This window comes from Nostoc sp. (assembly GCF_036917975.1).
Taxonomy (GTDB): Bacteria; Cyanobacteriota; Cyanobacteriia; order Cyanobacteriales; family Nostocaceae; genus Nostoc.
This window is the reverse complement of sequence record NZ_JBALEJ010000012.1, coordinates 1-18,688: the sequence shown is the minus strand read 5'-3', so window position 1 is coordinate 18,688 and position 18,688 is coordinate 1. Positions and strand designations below refer to the sequence as shown.

Genomic DNA, 18,688 nt, shown 5'->3' with positions numbered 1-18,688 from the left:
AAAGAATGAACTTTGCCTTTTTCATTCATCCCTTTACCTTTTTTATGTACCTGATGCTTATTTCATGTTAGCCCTTGCGTCCTTAACTGCGGCAAAGAAAAATAATCCTGTGAGTGGAATGCTCAATACCAGGATAATCGCCGTGGCTGTGACACCAAAATCTGGTTGTCCATAAGCGAGTTCAAAAATCGAACCGACGGCGGCGATCGCACTTACACAAGAACCACCCAGAAATAAACTGCTTTTTGGAGTTAAATACACTACTAGCCCCCTATGCTATTGGTTTCACCGCTTGATACGAGAAGCCATTCTTAGATAGTTCCTGGGCTAAAGTCAAGGAGTTTTCCACACGGTCTACAAATACCACACCGTTGAGGTGATCCATCTCGTGCTGAATGCAGCGTCCCAAGAGGTCATTAGCCTTTAATGTCCGGGGACGACCGTATTCGTCTTTATAGGCGATTTCTACGACTTCGGGGCGCTTCACTGGTTGGAATACATTGGGAATGCTTAAGCATCCTTCTTCCGCAACACAGAGGTCGCGGCTGACTTGTTTAATGGTGGGGTTAATCAACACCAAAGGCTGATTAGCTGCGTTTTCTGGTTCCAGGTCGATGACAATTAGTTGTTTGTGAATTCCTACTTGGGGTGCAGCCAAACCAATGCCATCTTTGCTGTACATAGTTTGCAGCATTTCGCGCACTATTTGGCGAAGTTCGTCATCAACTTTAGAAATTCGCTTTGCAGCTTGACGTAACACGCGATCGCCTAAATAATGAAGTTCCAAAGGTGGATTTTTTAACTTTTTTTTCTCTACAGCAATTTCAGAGGGCATGAGTCTTGATGGCTAGATGGTGAAAATTCCTACTATTTTAATTCTATCAAGTTGAGGAGTGGGGAATTGGGAATTGGGAATTGGGCAAAACAGTTCCGAGTTCCGAGTAAAGAAATGAGATTCAGCACTCAGCACTCATTACGGGCTAAACGCCCCGCTACCGCTAACAGCACTCTTGAGTGGGCATTGGGAATTGGGAACTATATAAATTACGAATTACGAATTACGAATTACGAATTGTGTTTAAATCTCTCACGAAACTTGACTATCTACTGAAAGAAACTTTCCTCGGTTTACTGCGGGGGGGTTGGATGAATTGGGCAGCTGTCAGTACTGTAACGGTGTTACTGTTTTTATTTGGCTTGAGTCTGCAAACCTCTTGGCAAGTCGAAAAACTCCTCTATCAGTTTGGTAGCCAGCTAGAAGTATCAGTTTATCTCGAACCAGATACGCGAATGGAAAATATTGAGCCACTAATCGCCAAAATGCCAGAGGTGGTTGGGATACAAACCATTAGCAAAGAAGAAGCCTGGACGAAGTTAGTTAAGGAAATGAGAATTTCTGATATTGAAGGTGCTACCCAGCAACTAGGTGAAAATCCTCTGGTTGATGAGATGAAGGTAAAAGCCCGAAATTCTCAAGTTGTGCCAAACTTAGCAACCCAGTTGGCTAAGTTACGGGGAGTTGAGACGGTGCAGTATGTTGATGAAGCAGTCAAACGCATTGCCCAGTTACACCAAGGTTTGAACTGGATTACTTTCACAATTACGATTATTTTGACTTTAACAGCGATCGCAGTCACTACCACCACAATTCGGCTAATTGTCATGGCACGTCGCCAGGAAATTGAAATTATGCAGCTAGTGGGAGCAACTTCTGTTTGGATTTACCTGCCATTTATTTTACAAGGAATTGCCTTTGGTTTAGTTGGTGGTGCGATCGCTTGGAGTTTCATTTCTGTGATTCAACAGTTTCTCGGTAAGTTGCTAGTCAATCAACCTGAGTTTATCCAAGTCATCACCAACAGAGTGCAACTGACTCCAGCAGAAATTTTATTATTGCCCATAATTCTTTTAAGTTTCGGTGCAGCTGTAGGATTAATGGGGAGCTTATTTGCTGTCCGACGTTTTGCTAAAGGTTAGTCATTAGGACTTACGCAAAACTACACAGCGTAGGGGCAATTCATGAATTGCCCCTACGGTAAAATCAGGGTTTGGGCTATTGTTTGCGTAAGTCCTGGCCATGAACGAGTAAGCTTTTCCTACCTACCAGAAATTTTTAGACAACTTGTACATCTGATTCCACTTTCTGGAGCAAGGCAAAGCGATGGCTCAAGCGCCCGACGTAGGCGATCGCTCTCCGTGGCTATAAGTAAAAATGTCTGGATAATGCAAAAAATACCAATTTACTGGGTAAAGATGCACCTTTGATTACTTTTGGTCGCAAGAAACGCCCGGTAGCTAAACGGGCAATACCTTTAAAGCGTGCTTGTAAACGAACTAGAAAGAAAGTGATTGGACTTCTGCTTGCTGCATAAGCTGGTATAAATACTAACTTACCATACAGAACATCCGCGCGATGGGTTTTACTAAGTTTGTTTTGCCGATGTTCAGGATTTGGGGCACCGCCATGTTCACCATAATTACGCCAGGGAATATAATTCTTGAAGCTACGGGCACGTAAATAGTTATCTAACATTGAATCCCAACTTGAATAATTTGTTGATCCGTATTTTTGAGTGATTTCTTCGGCAAGTCCTAACAAGTAGTTTGCAGCTAGTGGAGTAGCAATATAAGCAACAGTAGAAACCGAAAAACCTTCGGCATAACCTTCAGATAAAATACTATACACCTGTGTTGCACAAGTGTATAGCCAACTTACCCCCACATCAGATTGATTGGGATTAAATGGTAGTGGCAATTGAGCGAAACCAATAACAGGTACAAAATCAGCTTCAATAATTAGTGTCGGCAATTGTTCTTTCTCAGCAATTCTCCACGCACGCTCATGATTCATCAAACAAAGATAACTGCGCGAATAATCTTTGTATTCAGGCTTGAATTCTTGCCTTAGAACCTGACACTCAAAACCTTCTTCGGTCAAAAATTGCTCTAATTGCTGTGTTGATTCTTTGCAAGCAATAATTAAAACTTTTTTGACATGATTTACAAGTTGACTGGTGGTATGTTTACTCATAGCTACTTATGAAATATAACGCATTGGCATAAAATCTTACCATCAAGAACTTTTCAAACATCCTCTTACATATTGATCAAGACCTAAAACATTGAGATACTTAGATGTAGCTTCTGAATAAGTAAATTGCTTGAGCCAACTAGAATCAACAGCAGGGTAGTGTCCGTATAGAACTTTTAAAATAGACGTTGCCATTGCTTGACTATCACCAACAGGCACTAAAGACCCATATTTACCACCTGCTAAAATTTCTGCCGGTCCGCTTTTACAATTAGTGGAAACAACAGGAGTACCCACAGCTAAAGCTTCAACTAGAACATTACCAAAACCTTCCCAAGCTGAGGATAGAACAAATATCGAGGCGCGCGCCATATAAGCATAAGGATTTTCTTGAAATCCTAGTATAGCAACATCGTTTTCTAAGTTCAGTTCTCGAATTAAGGTCGCTAAATGCGATTTTTCGCCTCCTACTCCTAAAATCATTAAGCGTACATGTTGTTTTTGTCGTACTAGAGCAAATGCACGAATTAATGTAGGAAAATCTTTTTGCTCAATTAACCGACCGACACCGAGAATAACTGGTGGTTCTCCTTCAGAGAACCAAGGATGAGCAACAGGTTCTTGACTTTTATCTAAAATATCAGGGGGTATAACAGGGTTGTAGATGACTCGAATTTGGTTACGAGGTATTTTAATAACTGCTGCCAAATCATCAGCAACACCTTGAGAAACTGCCACAATTGCATCAGCCCACGGATAAGATAACTTTGCCATCAATGGTGTCAGACGGGCGGTACGCTGCGGTAGATTTTTAGCTTCAACCGAAAGGGTATTATGTTCTGCGATCACAACTCGTGTTTTGACGCGCGCTGCATGTTTGGCAAAAACTGCAATTTCACTCGGATAGTGAAGTGCTGATAGCAATGACAGAGGGTGGGATTTATGTAGATAACGTATCAGCTTGGGTGGACTAGCAGCTAAGTTCGGTGATTTTAAATCAATTATTCGTACCTGTGGTGCCACTTGCGATAAGTAAGGACCACTTGCATGTGATAATACTAAATCTACTGTCAAGCCGCATTTTGTAAAACTATTCGCTAAATTAACCATGACTCGCTCTGTTCCACCACCAAAAAGACAGCGCAGAAAAATTGCGACATGAGTTTGAGAGTTAAGCATACTATTTATTGTTTGCTCTTGATATCAAGGCTACATTTTTAATGTACCCATAAATCTCTGTAAATATATAAACTTGGCAGGGCTAGTCAAAAGACAAATGACAAAAGACAAATCACAAAACCTATGAAATCGCAATGGGAATGTTTTTTGCAGAATCTCGGTGTTTGGGAAGGTTCATTTACCAATTTTTCTCCCCAAGGAATACTTTTGAACGATACTCCTAGTCGTCTTTCCCTAGAACATTTAAACAATAGCCAGAAAGTGCGTCTAACTCTGAGTCGTTCAGGACAAGATGTAATTAGAGATTTTAGTTCTGTGGGAGGGGGTCTGCTATTTTTTGAAAATGGCTCATTTTCTGAAGGTTTAATTCAGCTAGGGCCATTTTCCGAATTTGGTGGAGAACTCGCCTTTGTTCATGAAAATCGCCGCTTGCATCTGGTGCAACTGTTTGATAGTACCGGTCAGCTAAAGGAACTCATCTTAATTCGAGAACATCTCGCCAGAACGCCAGCAGTAGAACGTCCACCCTTGCAGATAAATGATTTGTTGGGAGAATGGCAAGGCGAAGCAATTACAATATATCCAGATTGGCGTTCGCCTAATACTTACTCTACAACCTTTAAATTACAACTTAATGATACTGGGCGATTAATTCAAAGTACCTCGTTTGCAGAACGCACAATTACCTCAACTGCTAGCATCAAAGGTCCCATTGTTCTCTTTGACCAAGACCCAGAAAAGCAGGTGCAAGTGTTATTTTTACCAGATGGCGCTTCTGCTACTTCTCCTCTTAAAGTGCAGTTACGCCAACCATTTTTTCTGGAAGTGGGTTGGTTAATCCAGCCAAATCTTCGCCAGCGAATGATTCGCAGTTATAACGATAAAGGCCAATGGGTTAGTCTAACGTTAGTTACTGAAGAAAAAAAGCTTTGATTAGGGACTGAAAAATAAAAAATATCTAATTAACTCTTGTGGGGTGGGCATCTTGCCCGCCCAGTCCATAAGGCGGGTAAGATGCCATTGGTGTCAAGTTATGCTGAAACTCCTTTAAAACCTCGTTTCCAGCCGGAGGCTGGAAATGCTGTTCCTGGTGGCTCTGCCGCCAGTAAGGGAGGCGGAGCCTCAACGACGAGCATTCCCAGTCGGAGACTGGGAACGAGGCAATCTAAAAGCTAGTTCTAGACTTGCTTTCCCGTTAAGTTGACACCAATGGCAAGATGCCCACCCCACAATATTGGATAATTCATTTTGCATCGTTATTACATGTTCCCAGCCTCTAGCTATTAGTGACGATAGTCCTGTCCTAATGGGACAATTTAACTGTTCCCGAAATGCGGGTAATGATAAAACAGGAGTCAGAATTCAGAATTGGTGAATACTCTACCCATAAAGGGATAGAGTTTTAAGGCGAGAATATTTTAATTTTTTTCGCCCACCATTCTACTCGCTTTTAACCAATATTCATTACCCACTCGTACAGAATTCATACGCTCATTCTGACTCCTGAGTTCTGAATTCTTCTTATAAAACTTTATTTATGCGTATTCAAATAGCTATTGCGATCGCAGTAATGTTAGTAGGTGGGCAAAATCTCGAAGCCATTGCAAACTCGCAATTTTCTACCGATGATGGCGTAAAACCTACGTTACAGATAGAAGGAGGATATGCAAAATATGGTGATTATATCGGTTCAATTCCAGTAGATACTCAGTCTGTGGAGTTTTCTCAGAGAATTGTCAAAGATATTCAGATTCGTTTTGTGAATAACAAAGATCAGTTACTCGATGAAAAAGGTCAGCCGATTAAAGGACGCACTCAAAAAGATTTTATCATTGGTCTGCTGAAACTCAAACCTGGTCAGGTATTCCGTGAAGATTTACTAGAAGCAGACTTGCAACGGTTGAGAAGATTAGAGTCATTTAATGAAGTCAATGTTTATCGACAAGAAGATACCACAAGCGTTAATCTCATCTATGAAATCAAAGAGCGTAAATTCCCTGCTCTAATTTTCGGAGGCGGTAATAACGACGATGTTGGTCTATACGGTCAAGTGGGTTATAGAGATGCAAATATTAGTGGTATTAACGATAAATTAGATACAACCTTGCAAATCAGTGGTAAAGATGTCCAATTTCATGGTCAATTCACTAGTCGTTATCGTCCTGAAGAACCAAACCGCTTAGGCTACACCATCAGCGGCTTTCGTAGTCGTAATATATCGGGAACCTTCAACGAAGATATCAGATTGTCTAATGGTGACAGAGTGCGCGAGGGCAGGTTTGGCGGTTCTGTAGGAGTTTTAAAATCTTTTGATGAGTGGGATACAGCTATAAGTCTTAATTATACGAGGATTAGCCTACGCGATCGCGAATATAACGTTGTACAGGTTGATAGATTAGGGAGTCCTTTATCTGTGAGCGGTACTGGCATTGATGACTTATTTACCGTATCATTTGCTGTATCCAGAGATCAACGCGATCGCCGAAACAATCCGACTCAAGGCTCAATCCTCACCCTCAGCACAGAACAAGCGATTCCCATTGGACTGGGCAATATTTCCAGCAATCGCCTAAAGGGAAATTATATTCAGTATTTACCAGTCAGTTGGATTGGTAACGGCAAACCAACCGACAATCCCGAGATGTTAGCGATTAATTTCCAAATTGGCACGATTATTGGAGACTTTCCACCAGCTGATGCTTTTAATATTGGTGGACTAGATTCTGTCAGGGGTTACGGTTATGGAAAAGTCGCCAGTGGTCGGAGTTACGGTTTAGCTTCGGTGGAATATCGTTTCCCAATCTTTCAGTCAATTGGAGGAGTTTTGTTTACTGACCTCGCTTCCGATTTCGGGTCTAGCGACACCGTACTAGGTGAACCAGGAGTACTGCGAAACAAACCTGGAAGTGGCTTTGGTTACGGCTTAGGATTGCGAGTTAATTCATCCTTTGGGTTGATTCGAGGCGACTTAGGAATTAGCGACCAAGGAGAAGTTAGATTTGAAGTTACTACAGGTCAGCGATTTTAACAGTAAGCTGTTCTATATTTAATCTCTGTTTTTCTCTCTGCGCTGCGCCAGTTGCTTCTCCCAAGGGGAGACGCTACGCGAACAAGTCGGGAAACCCGCCCAACGCACTGGCTTCTCCGTGCCTCTGCGGTTTAAAAGTATTTTATTTCACCACAGAGACGCAGAGAACACAGAGTTAAGAGATTAAAAAGGAATTTTTTGAGCAAAATTTTTACTCACCTTGAAAGGGCTAGTCCTAAGTATGACTAATTTACAAGTTGCTGATAAAGAATTTTCACACGTCCCGATTATTGATATTAGCACCTTGGTTTTTGGAAAAGGCGATCGCTATTCCCTAGCATCACAAATCAACCAAGCATGTCAAGAATCAGGTTTTTTCTATATTATCGGGCATGGCGTAGACGAAAATTTGCAGCAGCGACTCGAAGAAATCAGCCGCCAGTTTTTCGCCGAGGATTTAGAAACTAAACTGAAAATCCGCATGGCTTTAGCAGGTATTGCCTGGCGAGGTTATTTCCCCGTTGGTGGCGAACTGACATCCGGTAAACCCGACTTGAAGGAAGGTATTTACTTTGGTGCAGAACAGGGAAAAGAACACCCACTGGTGCAAGCTGGTACTCAGATGTATGGTTCCAATCTCTTCCCCGCCAACATCCCCCAATTTGGCGAAACAGTGCTTGAATATATGGAAGCAATGACAAACTTGGGACATATTCTAATGACTGGTATTGCCCTAAGTTTGGGATTGGAAGCATCCTACTTTGCTGACCGTTACACCTCAGATCCCTTAGTGTTGTTTCGCATTTTCAATTATCCTCCAAACTTGTCACCGTCAGATGGTGAGCCAATATGGGGCGTTGGCGAACATACTGATTATGGCGTTCTGACTATTCTCAAGCAAGACAACTCAGGCGGATTACAAGTTAAATCCAAGTCACATTGGGTTGCTGCGCCTCCCGTTCCCGGTTCCTTTGTGTGCAACATCGGCGATATGCTAGAGAAAATGACAGCAGGTTTATATCGTTCTACGCCTCATCGCGTACAAAACCAGTCGGGAAATCATCGCCTTTCGTTCCCTTTCTTTTTCGATCCCAATTTTGATGTCGAAGTGAAGCCGATTGAATTAGATCATATCGTGGCGAATGATCATAGCGATCGCTGGGATCAAACTAACATTCATGATTTTCGCGGAACCTATGGTGATTACGTTTTGAGTAAGGTGTCTAAAGTTTTTCCAGAATTGCAGCGATCGCTATTATAGGGTTTCAAGCTATTTCTGTACGTCCAATGCGCGGAAGGGTAGGTGTACAAATTCCACAGCCCTAAAAAAGTGCTTCTATCTCAACCCCAGCAAGCATTTCACCCCATTAATTGCCCAAATATCATCCGCGCAATGTCTGAAACGCTTACAAAAAGTAGGTTTCAGTCTTCAATCTTTCCCGAACTCTTCCCAAAGGAATTTTCTAATGCTATGATTACCCTAAATTCGCGCAACCAGCACCTTGAAAACTAAATATAGCTTGGCTTTCAGCCTGCCGCGATTGCAATTCAACAAAATCCCTATTAGGGATTGAAACAAGCGTCACGTAGACCTCGCTAAATCCATTGGGTTATTGCAATTCAACAAAATCCCTATTAGGGATTGAAACGGCAGATTCGCAGATGATTGGCTGATTAAAGCTTACATTGCAATTCAACAAAATCCCTATTAGGGATTGAAACCCACTAGTAGTAGAAGCTGTTGCATCATTAACAATTAATTGCAATTCAACAAAATCCCTATTAGGGATTGAAACTTCAAGAAGGCACTTATCAAATAGAGCAATGGAATATTGCAATTCAACAAAATCCCTATTAGGGATTGAAACGCTGTTATTGCTTTTATTGCCGCTTTTCATTCGTATTGCAATTCAACAAAATCCCTATTAGGGATTGAAACTTGCGAGTAGCCCTTTGGGTGTGTCTTGGGTAAGCGGGATTGCAATTCAACAAAATCCCTATTAGGGATTGAAACCCATCAGGATAAAAGAGCTTAGTGACATTTGAAGATTGCAATTCAACAAAATCCCTATTAGGGATTGAAACACTGATGATGAGCCTCAGATAGTTAAACTTAAGGGGATTGCAATTCAACAAAATCCCTATTAGGGATTGAAACCACGTCTATGCCATTCCTTCCCGGTATTCCCGGAATTGCAATTCAACAAAATCCCTATTAGGGATTGAAACAACTAATTGCTGCTCTAACTCTTTAAAGTCTAAGGTTATTGCAATTCAACAAAATCCCTATTAGGGATTGAAACAGTTACGCCGGGGCGGTTGGAGGAACCTTAACAATTGCAATTCAACAAAATCCCTATTAGGGATTGAAACCTTTAACAACGGCTGCATAACGATGACATACGACGAATTGCAATTCAACAAAATCCCTATTAGGGATTGAAACAAAGCACTTAACACTTATTTCTGAAAATTCCACTTTCGATTGCAATTCAACAAAATCCCTATTAGGGATTGAAACTGATTCAACAATTAGAACAAGAAATTGACAAGCTTATTGCAATTCAACAAAATCCCTATTAGGGATTGAAACTGATGAATGCGCTCTTTATGTTCCCAGTCGTGGCAGATTGCAATTCAACAAAATCCCTATTAGGGATTGAAACATCTTGCCTGGGATTAATTTGTAGAATTTGACAAATTGCAATTCAACAAAATCCCTATTAGGGATTGAAACATAAGGCGATCGCCCTCCTATCTCCTATCAAGATTGCAATTCAACAAAATCCCTATTAGGGATTGAAACGGGGAAGTTCACCAAGTCAGGGGCAGAAGGATTAAATTGCAATTCAACAAAATCCCTATTAGGGATTGAAACTCTGATGCCAATGATACCGATTTCCCTGAAGAAATAGAGATTGCAATTCAACAAAATCCCTATTAGGGATTGAAACACCCGCAATTTCATTAACAGGAACTTAGGGGAATTATTGCAATTCAACAAAATCCCTATTAGGGATTGAAACGGAATCGTCGGATCTAATTCTGGCGGCATAAATTGCAATTCAACAAAATCCCTATTAGGGATTGAAACAAGCAAAATTCCATAGTATATAGGAATTTATTTCTCATTGCAATTCAACAAAATCCCTATTAGGGATTGAAACCTGAAAATAAATTCGAGTGCAATACCGAGAGATAAAATTGCAATTCAACAAAATCCCTATTAGGGATTGAAACAAGCTATTTTTATGATACTTACCTGGGTATAGACCATTGCAATTCAACAAAATCCCTATTAGGGATTGAAACGAAACTAACGAGGATTTTTACAAAGACTTATTTCATTGCAATTCAACAAAATCCCTATTAGGGATTGAAACTTCGATCCATAATCTAGACTCGATCGCACCAAAGTATTGCAATTCAACAAAATCCCTATTAGGGATTGAAACAGCGAAAACTGATTAGCGCCTTCAGCGCTATATCATTGCAATTCAACAAAATCCCTATTAGGGATTGAAACTTGAATCCAATTTTATTGAATTTGATTCTGCTGTATTGCAATTCAACAAAATCCCTATTAGGGATTGAAACCTGGATGCAAAGTTGATACCGCTTTGATATTGGTAGGAGATTGCAATTCAACAAAATCCCTATTAGGGATTGAAATTAAATCAATAATTGCATGAGTGGCCGAATTTTATATTTTAAATTTGGGATGTTCAATTCAAAACTGTTTGGTTAAGACAAGAGACGCTATGAATCGCCGTCTTTACAATAATCAATCTTTTGTAGAGACGGCGATTTATCGCGTCTTTCTAATGATTTATCACATCTTTGCGATCTATAATTTTCATCAAAAAACCTTAACTGAACCGTATTGCGAGTGCCCAGATTTTTAAATTTCTACTCAAATTTTGGTTAAAAATCCTTCAAACACTGGCTGTGAAAATATCTTATAAATAGACTACTTTCCAATACAAAATTTACTGAAAATTATCTCTAAAACTGACTCCGTTACTTCTTCTCCGGTAATTTCTCCTAAAGCTTGAATTGCACCTCTTAAGTCAATTGTCCAAAAGTCAAGAGGGAAATGCTGGGCAATTGTTGCTTGTACCTGTTCCAAAGAAATTTTTGCTTGAGTTAAAGCTGCTGCCTGCCTTTGGTTAATGGCTAAATCCATATCAGCCGCTTGTACTTTTCCAGATTGAACTATCTCTAAAATTGCTATTTCTAAAGCATCAATACCTTGATTTTGGGCTGCGGCTGTGACAATTGTGGATTTCGCAACTTGGATTTTAGATTGAATATTTTTTCTATCCTCTTCTTGTAATAAATCGATTTTGTTAATCACTACGATCAATGGACGGTGTTGCACCTTTTCGTAAATTTCTTGATCGCCTTCCGTCCAACCTGTGGAAGCATCAATGGTCAGCAAGACTAAATCAGCTGCATTGGCGGCACGATGCGATCGCTCCACGCCAATTTTTTCCACTTGGTCTGTTGTTTCCCGAATCCCCGCAGTATCTAGCACTTGTACAGGAATTCCCCCGACAACTAGCTGAGATTCAACCACATCGCGGGTTGTACCGGGTAAATCAGTCACAATGGCGCGATCGCTACGACTCCAAGCGTTCAATAAACTCGACTTACCCACATTCGGACGCCCAACAATTGCCACTTTTAAACCAGTGCGTAGCAACTCACCTTTGTCTTTGGTTTCCAATAATCTAGTTATTTCTGCGGCAATTTTATCAATTTCTGATATGATGAACTTATGATCCAACGGAGGTAAGTCTTCCTCAAAATCAATCCTAGCTTCAATTTCTGCTAAAATATCCAAACAGTTAGCGCGTAACTGCCGAATCGGATGAGCTAATTTTCCTTGTAAACCAGCTAAGGCACTTTGAGCAGCTTGGGGCGATTTAGCTCCCACTAAATCAGCAATACCTTCAGCTTGGGTTAAATCCAATCTTCCATTCAAAAAGGCGCGGAGAGTAAATTCCCCAGGTTGCGCCAGTCTGGCCCCATTTTCCAAACACAGTTGTAATACCTGCTGCACCGCCATAATTCCCCCGTGACAATGGAATTCTACGACATCTTCACGGGTGTAAGAACGAGGCGCTTTCATAATCAGCAGCAGGGCTTCATCCACTAATTGTTGCGTCTGGGGATGGCGAATGTAACCGTAGAGAATCCGGTGACTTTCCCAAACTTGTCGCCCTGGTGCATGAAAGAGACTTTGGGCTAGAGCCATTGCTTGAGAACCGGATACCCGCACAATACCAACACTACCCTGTTGGGGGACAACAGCAGTAGCGATCGCGGCTATAGTTCCAGTAGTAGCAAAGAGTTCTGACATGAGCGCCCTTGATAAGAGTTAGGAGTAAAAATCATAACTCATAACTTTCTAAATGATAGGTATTTAGACTAATGAGATGACAACTTGACAAGGTAAAATTTACCTAGAGGGTTATACCTGATAGTGAAGAGTTAGAGACGTAAATTATAACTCATAACTTTTAGAGAGAGGAATTGACTGTGGAGCAAAAGATTAACTGCGCCCAAGCCTGTGTTAACGGATGTGTTTTAGGGGATAAATGCCCCAATGTCGAGTTTAGAGAGGCAGCCGCAAAATTTATTGAAGAGACTCCTTTAGACAAAATGCTGGAGTTGGCACAAGAACGTCTGCGGAAAAAAATGACAGAACCGCCAAAATGGGTTTTTCCTGAAGATCCATAGCATTCGGGCGGGGTGTAAAATAATTCCGATGAAACAAAATACAAAATTTTTGCTTCGTCGGTGCGGTGTCGTACTCTCAACGATAAGCTAAAAAATATCTAATTTGCATAATCTAATTAAACATAACTCTTGTGGGGTGGACATCTTGCCATTGGTGTCAACTTAAGCTGAAACTCCTTTAAAACCTCGTTTCCAGCCGGAGGCTGGAAATGTTGCTCCTGGTGGCTCTGCCGCCAGCAAGAGAGGCGGAGCCTCTAGGACGGCATTCCCAGTCGGAGACTGGGAACGAGACATAATCTAATTAAACATAACTCTTGTGGGGTGGGCAACATGAGCCCCCATCTGATGTAATTTAAATATGAAAGAGCTTAACACACTCTACAAAAGTTACTCTTAATTAAAAAACCGTGTTCTTAAGTAGCGTTTATTCTTTGTAAACCAGTGTAAATATTGAACCGTTCTCCGCGCAGAAATCCAATTAAGGTAATCCCGAATTCCTTGGCGACAGACACCGCCAAACTACTAGGAGCGGAAACAGAACAGACAATGGGAATTCCAGCAGTTGTAGACTTTTGCAAAATCTCAAAACTAGAGCGTCCGCTAACCAGGACAATACAATTATTTAAAGGCAACTCGTCACTGAGCAAAGCTGTACCAATCAATTTATCTAAAGCATTGTGTCGCCCAACATCCTCCCACAGGTTTAACAGTTCTCCTTGAGCATCGAAGAGAGCCGCAGCGTGTAAACCCCCTGTAGCAGTGAAGATACTTTGAGCAGCCCGGAGCTTGTCTGGTAAGCTATAGATGATCTCAGGTGTTACCGTTGGGCCAGAAGGAATCACCGGACATCCCCGCAGACGCAAAGCCTCAAGGCTAGCTTTGCCACACACCCCACAGGCACTACTAGTGTAAAAATGACGCTCCAAAGGCTGTAAGTCTGGAATTAACCCATCCCGCAGTTCTACATTGACGATATTATGGCGCTGCTCACCATCTACCGATTCATCTACGCAGTAGCTAATACGCCGAATATCTTCCCTGCGGCTAACAACTCCTTCGCTGTAGAGGAAACCAGCAGCTAGTTCAAAATCTGCTCCTGGTGTCCGCATAGTAACAGCTACCGTCTTCTGGAAAGGAACAAGACGGATTTCCAAAGGTTCTTCTGTAGTGAGATGATCTAAACGAGGATGTACTTGACCTTTTTCCATTACCCAAACAGTAGCTTTGGTTTTGCTTTTAGTTGGCATTGACATATTTTTGGGAGTTGGTGAATTTAAATTTTGATACTAATCTGGAAACAGAGTAATGCTATTTGTATATCAGATGTCAAACAACAGGGAGTAGGGAAGACGGGGCTTGTATCCCACTGGTTGTTGGAAGCGTCTTTTTCCCCTACTTCCTACTCCCTACTCCCGCCCCAACGGGGCTTGGTCAGTTTAATGCTCACCAACTACTTTGTGCTGTTGAGTTAGATCGGCTAGATTGCTGTTTAGGAAGTAAAATGAACCTAAGATTTTTGGCTTTCAGTAAAATTTTATTTGCAATAGTCTTTGTAATTTCCCTTGGTTTTGCAGGATATTTAGTGGGTAATAACATTAGTCAGAGAGTAATGGGAAAGTCTCTTGCTAAACAAGTTATGCCTACCTCCACCGTCGGAAAAAGTTCGCGACTACAGACCCTTTTAAATGACATAGTTGCAGAACAGCGAATTCCTGGCGCAGTAATGTATATTATTACACCTAAAGGCTCTTGGCTAGGAGCATCTGGTGTGGATGACTTGTCAACTAAAACTCGGATGAAACCCACAGATGGCTTTTCTATTGCCAGCATGAGTAAAACTTTTGTGGCGGTGGTTGTGCTGAAATTAGTGGAGCAAGGGAAGATAGAATTAGATGGGGCGATCGCAACCTACTTACCAAGAGACATCAGTCCTCATATTGTCAACAGCGACAAAATTACAGTTCGTCAACTGCTCAATCATACTAGTGGTGTTGCTGAATACCTAGAAACAAAAGAGTTTATTCAAGCTACTGCGAAAAGAAGTCGCTCACAGCCTTGGACAGCCAGAGAAGCTATTCAGTATATGTACCAGGAAGAACCGCAGGCAAATCCTGGAGAAAAATTTATTTATACTGATTGCAACTATATTCTTTTGGAACTGATTGTTGAAAATATCACAAAAGGAACTCTCGCCCAAGCAATCCGCAGTCAGATTTTAAAACCATTAGGATTAAAACATACCTTCACAGAACTGCGCGAACCGGCAATTGGAGAAGTAGCTACAGGTTATGGCGATCGCAATAAGAATGGTAAGCTAGATAGCTACGCCCAAGTCAATGATGGCAATGGTTTAGGAGATGGGGGATTAGTTTCAACAGCAGAGGATTTAGCCAAATTCGCCAAAGCATTATTTGTCAAAAAAACCTTGCTTTCGTCGAAGATGATGAAAGAAATGCTGAAATTTCGAGATAATGGCGAAGGCTATAGCTATGGGTTGGGTGTCGAAAGGTTTTCATCTCCTTTAGCAAAAGCAATTGGGCATAGTGGTACAGCTTATGGCTTCGTAACATTGCTTGCATATTTACCCAATCAAAATACCACCATAATAGTGCTGCTAAACAATCAGAATGTTGATATTAAATCAGTAGCTAGGACAGGTCTGGAAGTTGTCGAGAATAAATAATAGTAATTTGTAATTATGCTTGTAGGCTGGATATTCTCATCATTAGTGTCAACTTAAGCTAAAACCCTTTTCAAATCTCGTTTCCAGCCTCCGGCTGGAAATGCTGCTCCTGGTGGCTCTGCCGCCAGTAAAAGAGGCAGAGCCTCAACGACGAGCATTCCCAGTCGGAGACTGGGAACGAGGGAATCTAAAAGCTAGTTCTAGACTTGCTTTCACGTTAAGTTGACACCAATGTATTCTCATATTCCCCTACTGGCCTGATAAAATTTATGGGTCAATATTCAGTTCTCAATAATTGGTGTTCCTAATAAAATAGTAGGTACACATTTATCACGATGGAAAATGAACTTTTATGAGTAAGGCTTTTAGCTTAACTTAACTGTTACCGCCAAATTTAACCCTAATGCATCCAGCAAAGCACTCAGACAATAAAATTCTATTTCTTCTTTCTCGGATAATATATGTTCGAGTTTGTCATAAACTTGCTTAAATTGCACAGAAAATTGCTCAATTCCCCCTTTTGCCTCAATCACATTTTTCAGCGCCTTACTTAACATTTTCGGGTCGCCTTCTTCTAAAACAACTTCGATATAAGCTGCTGCTTCTAATGGGTCTTTGAGGTCTTCAATCAGTTTTTCGTGATAGCTTGCACTTTTAGGCATTATCTCTACTCCTATAATCTTCCCAATATTCTTTTGCTTTATCAATATCTTTTTCTTGAGTACTTTTATCACCACCGCACAAAAGAATAATAATTGCTGACCCTTCTTGCCCAAAGTAAACGCGATAACCAGAACTGTAGTCTATTCTCAGTTCAAAAACCCCATCCCCACTGATTTACAATCACCTAAATTACCTGCTTCTACTTGGTCAAGCCTTGCTCTGATTTTAGCCTTTGCTTTTCTATCTCGCAAAGAGTCAAACCACTCAAAAAAAGGATTTATACCGTTATGTGTTAAATAATTCCTAACCTCCTTTGGTTGAACTTCCATAATTTTTAGAGTAAGTCTACATACTTTAAATCGTATCTGGGTCAACACCCAATTCTCGCAGTTTTGCTGCTAGGCGTTCAGCACGTTGCTTTTCTTGTTCAGCGCGTTGTCTTTCTTGTTCGGCGTGTTCTGCTTCCCACTGGGCAATTTCTTCAGGTGTAGGAATTACCTGTCCTTCGGCATTGAAATAGCGTAATTGATTTTCATGAACGCCCAAGTACAAACTTAGCTGCTGACTCCACAACAATCCTTGTGGGTTGGGTTCTATAGGTTGATACGTACCACCCACCAAAATAAACCCAGCAAATTCTAGATTCTTGGGGTCAAACCAGAAATATTCAGGAGTGCGAAAGATATCTTGGTAAATTTGTTTTTTTAAGCCCTTGTCAATCGCTGCGGTTGACTTTGAAAGCAGTTCTATAATCAAATTCGGATATTTGCCGTCCTCTTCCCAAACAACCCAACTATCACGGAGTTTACGTTCAGTATTTAAAACCACAAAGAAATCTGGCCCCCGAAAGTCTTCGGATTTACGCTGCCGTGGACTGTAATGAATGCTAATATTGCCGGCAGCAAAGTAGTTATTAATACTATTGAGGTCTCGCCACCACCAATCAAGACATTTTATCAATAGCAGCATTTGCTGCAAATGTAGGTATGTTTCCAATGGTGGCTCATTACTTTCTAAATCCCCTGGTGGAAATATAACATCTTCTGGGGTTTCAAAATCTTTGGCGACAGACATGGCTGCAAGTTTTGGAGTAATATTAAGTCGAGCGTAGCAGTGTGAAAGCGTTAATATTAGGTTTGCTTTTCTAAGCGTACTACTGCATTATAATCAGGTACACCTTCGAGCGATCGCTTACTTTTATCTAGTAGCACATTCCCTTCTGGCCAATGTACTTGCAAGTTTCCTGACTGAATTGGGGCAATGTAGACTTGACAGAACAACTCGCCTAAATCATTCTTAAGAATAACGCGATCGCGATCTTTTAAACCCAACTTTGCTGCATCATCAGCATTCATTAGCACCGCCTCTCGCATCGCCCCAGTAATGGCATCCTTGCGTTCCTGCACCATACTATTAAATTGTTTACCTCGGCGCGTTGCTAATAAAAAATAACCTTCCGGTAATTCTCTTTGACGTGGCAATAATACGCCAAAGTGGGCTTTACCATCTGCTGTCGGGAAATTCCAACCAAAGCATAAATGTGAGCCACCATATTGAAACTGATCGCCAGCTTGCTGTAAATGTTGAATACCAGCATATTGAGGGACAACTTGAGCAATTTCTTGACGGATAGCAGCTGTGTCAGCAAAAGCCAGCTTATGTGCCAAATCTGGCTTTACCCGCCTTGCCAATTCTAAAAACACTTCCCACTCAGGACGTGCTTCTCCAATGCGCGGCCCCGGAATTTCTGGACTGAAAATTACCCGACGTTCGGTGTTAGTTTCTGTAACTCCCCCTGGTATTTCGTAGCGAGTCGTCGCAGGTAAAAGCACCACAGTATCAGCAGGTTCCACTAACATTTGGCTGGAGAGAACAATATCGATATGTACCCGCAATGGTATTTGCTTCAGCGCTGCTTCTACATAATCTGGTTCTGGCAATACTTCTAAAAAATTCCCGCCCACAGAAACCAACACATCCAAATCCCCCTGATGTGCGGCGCTAATCATTTCTGGGGCAATTAAACCTTTACTTGCTGGCACTTCAAAGCCCCAATGTTGACTCAATTGGGCAGCATTTTCTGAAGTGATAGGTTTACCACCAGGAAATACTGTCGCGTAACATCCCATCTCTGCACCACCCTGCACCCCAGAATGACCGCGAATTGGCATTAAACCGCAGCCTTCCCGACCGACAAAACCTTTGGTGAGAGCTAAGTTAATGATACTTCGCACATTATCTTCACCGCATTCATGCTGGGTAATAGACATCTCCAAAATAGTATATTTTGTGGTAAAAGAACATCATGAGAACTTTTTTAACACGAAAATATGAGTGATATACTGAATCACATTGAGGA

15 protein-coding genes, 2 pseudogenes and 1 CRISPR repeat array are annotated in these 18,688 nt (G+C 41.3%); of the genes and pseudogenes, 6 read left to right on the top strand and 11 right to left on the bottom strand.

Annotation, left to right across the window (positions count from 1 at the left end; all coding sequences use genetic code 11):
- Positions 1-57 precede the first annotated feature (57 nt).
- Positions 58-261, bottom strand: a complete 204-nt coding sequence (locus V7K76_RS03585; protein WP_292849232.1) for a hypothetical protein — start codon at positions 259-261, stop codon at positions 58-60.
- 10 nt (positions 262-271) lie between these two features.
- On the bottom strand, positions 272-835 hold the full coding sequence (def, locus tag V7K76_RS03580; RefSeq protein WP_334774401.1) for a peptide deformylase: 564 nt from the start codon (positions 833-835) through the stop codon (positions 272-274).
- A gap of 239 nt (positions 836-1,074) precedes the next feature.
- Between def and V7K76_RS03575 the strand changes: the two genes are divergently transcribed.
- Positions 1,075-1,977, top strand: a complete 903-nt coding sequence (locus V7K76_RS03575; protein WP_334774400.1) for a cell division protein FtsX — start codon at positions 1,075-1,077, stop codon at positions 1,975-1,977.
- 223 nt (positions 1,978-2,200) lie between these two features.
- On the opposite strand, the gene V7K76_RS03570 is transcribed toward V7K76_RS03575, so the two are convergent.
- Complete coding sequence (locus tag V7K76_RS03570) at positions 2,201-3,031, bottom strand: LPS biosynthesis glycosyltransferase (protein ID WP_334774399.1); 831 nt, start codon at positions 3,029-3,031, stop codon at positions 2,201-2,203.
- A gap of 42 nt (positions 3,032-3,073) precedes the next feature.
- Complete coding sequence (locus V7K76_RS03565) at positions 3,074-4,210, bottom strand: glycosyltransferase (RefSeq protein WP_334774398.1); 1,137 nt, start codon at positions 4,208-4,210, stop codon at positions 3,074-3,076.
- A 123-nt stretch (positions 4,211-4,333) separates the two neighbouring features.
- Between V7K76_RS03565 and V7K76_RS03560 the strand changes: the two genes are divergently transcribed.
- The 3 genes from V7K76_RS03560 (at position 4,334) to V7K76_RS03550 (ending at position 8,499) form a co-directional block, all read left to right on the top strand.
- Positions 4,334-5,143, top strand: coding sequence for a DUF3598 family protein (locus V7K76_RS03560; protein ID WP_335029670.1), 810 nt, complete (start codon positions 4,334-4,336; stop codon positions 5,141-5,143).
- Between the two features lie 604 nt (positions 5,144-5,747).
- Positions 5,748-7,238: a BamA/TamA family outer membrane protein gene (locus tag V7K76_RS03555; RefSeq protein WP_334774396.1), complete on the top strand. Its 1,491-nt coding sequence runs from the start codon at positions 5,748-5,750 to the stop codon at positions 7,236-7,238.
- A gap of 241 nt (positions 7,239-7,479) precedes the next feature.
- Positions 7,480-8,499 carry an isopenicillin N synthase family dioxygenase gene (locus tag V7K76_RS03550; RefSeq protein WP_334774395.1) on the top strand — a complete coding sequence of 340 codons (1,020 nt, stop codon included), beginning with the start codon at positions 7,480-7,482 and terminating at the stop codon, positions 8,497-8,499.
- A 279-nt stretch (positions 8,500-8,778) separates the two neighbouring features.
- Positions 8,779-10,911: direct repeats of the CRISPR family, unit length 37 nt; unit sequence ATTGCAATTCAACAAAATCCCTATTAGGGATTGAAAC.
- A 297-nt stretch (positions 10,912-11,208) separates the two neighbouring features.
- Here the strand turns inward: V7K76_RS03550 and mnmE are convergent.
- Positions 11,209-12,603 (bottom strand): tRNA uridine-5-carboxymethylaminomethyl(34) synthesis GTPase MnmE, encoded by a 1,395-nt coding sequence (gene mnmE, locus V7K76_RS03545; RefSeq protein WP_334774394.1) that lies wholly within the window; start codon positions 12,601-12,603, stop codon positions 11,209-11,211.
- A gap of 179 nt (positions 12,604-12,782) precedes the next feature.
- Here mnmE and V7K76_RS03540 point away from each other — a divergent pair, with 179 nt between their 5' ends.
- On the top strand, positions 12,783-12,983 hold the full coding sequence (locus V7K76_RS03540; RefSeq protein ID WP_334774393.1) for a hypothetical protein: 201 nt from the start codon (positions 12,783-12,785) through the stop codon (positions 12,981-12,983).
- A gap of 162 nt (positions 12,984-13,145) precedes the next feature.
- Here V7K76_RS03540 and V7K76_RS03535 read toward each other — a convergent pair whose 3' ends face one another.
- Both V7K76_RS03535 and fdhD read right to left on the bottom strand, forming a co-directional pair.
- Positions 13,146-13,277 carry a hypothetical protein gene (locus tag V7K76_RS03535; RefSeq protein WP_334774392.1) on the bottom strand — a complete coding sequence of 44 codons (132 nt, stop codon included), beginning with the start codon at positions 13,275-13,277 and terminating at the stop codon, positions 13,146-13,148.
- A gap of 119 nt (positions 13,278-13,396) precedes the next feature.
- Positions 13,397-14,236: a formate dehydrogenase accessory sulfurtransferase FdhD gene (gene fdhD, locus V7K76_RS03530; protein ID WP_334774391.1), complete on the bottom strand. Its 840-nt coding sequence runs from the start codon at positions 14,234-14,236 to the stop codon at positions 13,397-13,399.
- A 248-nt stretch (positions 14,237-14,484) separates the two neighbouring features.
- On the opposite strand from fdhD, the gene V7K76_RS03525 reads away from it, so the two are divergent.
- Positions 14,485-15,666 (top strand): serine hydrolase domain-containing protein, encoded by a 1,182-nt coding sequence (locus tag V7K76_RS03525; protein ID WP_334774390.1) that lies wholly within the window; start codon positions 14,485-14,487, stop codon positions 15,664-15,666.
- Between the two features lie 365 nt (positions 15,667-16,031).
- Here the strand turns inward: V7K76_RS03525 and V7K76_RS03520 are convergent, their stop codons facing one another.
- The 4 genes and pseudogenes from V7K76_RS03520 to V7K76_RS03505 form a co-directional block, all read right to left on the bottom strand.
- On the bottom strand, positions 16,032-16,328 hold the full coding sequence (locus tag V7K76_RS03520) for a helix-turn-helix domain-containing transcriptional regulator (protein WP_334774389.1): 297 nt from the start codon (positions 16,326-16,328) through the stop codon (positions 16,032-16,034).
- Positions 16,321-16,658: pseudogene (locus V7K76_RS03515) on the bottom strand (type II toxin-antitoxin system RelE/ParE family toxin). Before V7K76_RS03515 ends, V7K76_RS03520 begins: the two are co-directional and overlap by 8 nt.
- Positions 16,659-16,683: 25 nt before the next feature.
- Positions 16,684-17,403: a Uma2 family endonuclease gene (locus tag V7K76_RS03510; RefSeq protein WP_334774388.1), complete on the bottom strand. Its 720-nt coding sequence runs from the start codon at positions 17,401-17,403 to the stop codon at positions 16,684-16,686.
- A 56-nt stretch (positions 17,404-17,459) separates the two neighbouring features.
- Positions 17,460-18,608, bottom strand: a pseudogene (locus tag V7K76_RS03505) (molybdopterin dinucleotide binding domain-containing protein); the annotation flags it as partial.
- Positions 18,609-18,688 lie beyond the last annotated feature (80 nt).

Excerpts from the sequence above, each read along its gene's own strand:
- def (WP_334774401.1), bottom strand. The coding sequence starts at position 835 with ATGCCCTCTGAAATTGCTGTAGAGAAAAAAAAGTTAAAAAATCCACCT.
- V7K76_RS03570 (WP_334774399.1), bottom strand. The coding sequence starts at position 3,031 with ATGAGTAAACATACCACCAGTCAACTTGTAAATCATGTCAAAAAAGTT.
- V7K76_RS03565 (WP_334774398.1), bottom strand. The coding sequence starts at position 4,210 with ATGCTTAACTCTCAAACTCATGTCGCAATTTTTCTGCGCTGTCTTTTT.
- V7K76_RS03560 (WP_335029670.1), top strand. The coding sequence starts at position 4,334 with ATGAAATCGCAATGGGAATGTTTTTTGCAGAATCTCGGTGTTTGGGAA.
- V7K76_RS03555 (WP_334774396.1), top strand. The coding sequence starts at position 5,748 with ATGCGTATTCAAATAGCTATTGCGATCGCAGTAATGTTAGTAGGTGGG.
- V7K76_RS03550 (WP_334774395.1), top strand. The coding sequence starts at position 7,480 with ATGACTAATTTACAAGTTGCTGATAAAGAATTTTCACACGTCCCGATT.
- mnmE (WP_334774394.1), bottom strand. The coding sequence starts at position 12,603 with ATGTCAGAACTCTTTGCTACTACTGGAACTATAGCCGCGATCGCTACT.
- V7K76_RS03535 (WP_334774392.1), bottom strand. The coding sequence starts at position 13,277 with ATGTCTCGTTCCCAGTCTCCGACTGGGAATGCCGTCCTAGAGGCTCCG.
- fdhD (WP_334774391.1), bottom strand. The coding sequence starts at position 14,236 with ATGTCAATGCCAACTAAAAGCAAAACCAAAGCTACTGTTTGGGTAATG.
- V7K76_RS03525 (WP_334774390.1), top strand. The coding sequence starts at position 14,485 with ATGAACCTAAGATTTTTGGCTTTCAGTAAAATTTTATTTGCAATAGTC.
- V7K76_RS03520 (WP_334774389.1), bottom strand. The coding sequence starts at position 16,328 with ATGCCTAAAAGTGCAAGCTATCACGAAAAACTGATTGAAGACCTCAAA.
- V7K76_RS03510 (WP_334774388.1), bottom strand. The coding sequence starts at position 17,403 with ATGTCTGTCGCCAAAGATTTTGAAACCCCAGAAGATGTTATATTTCCA.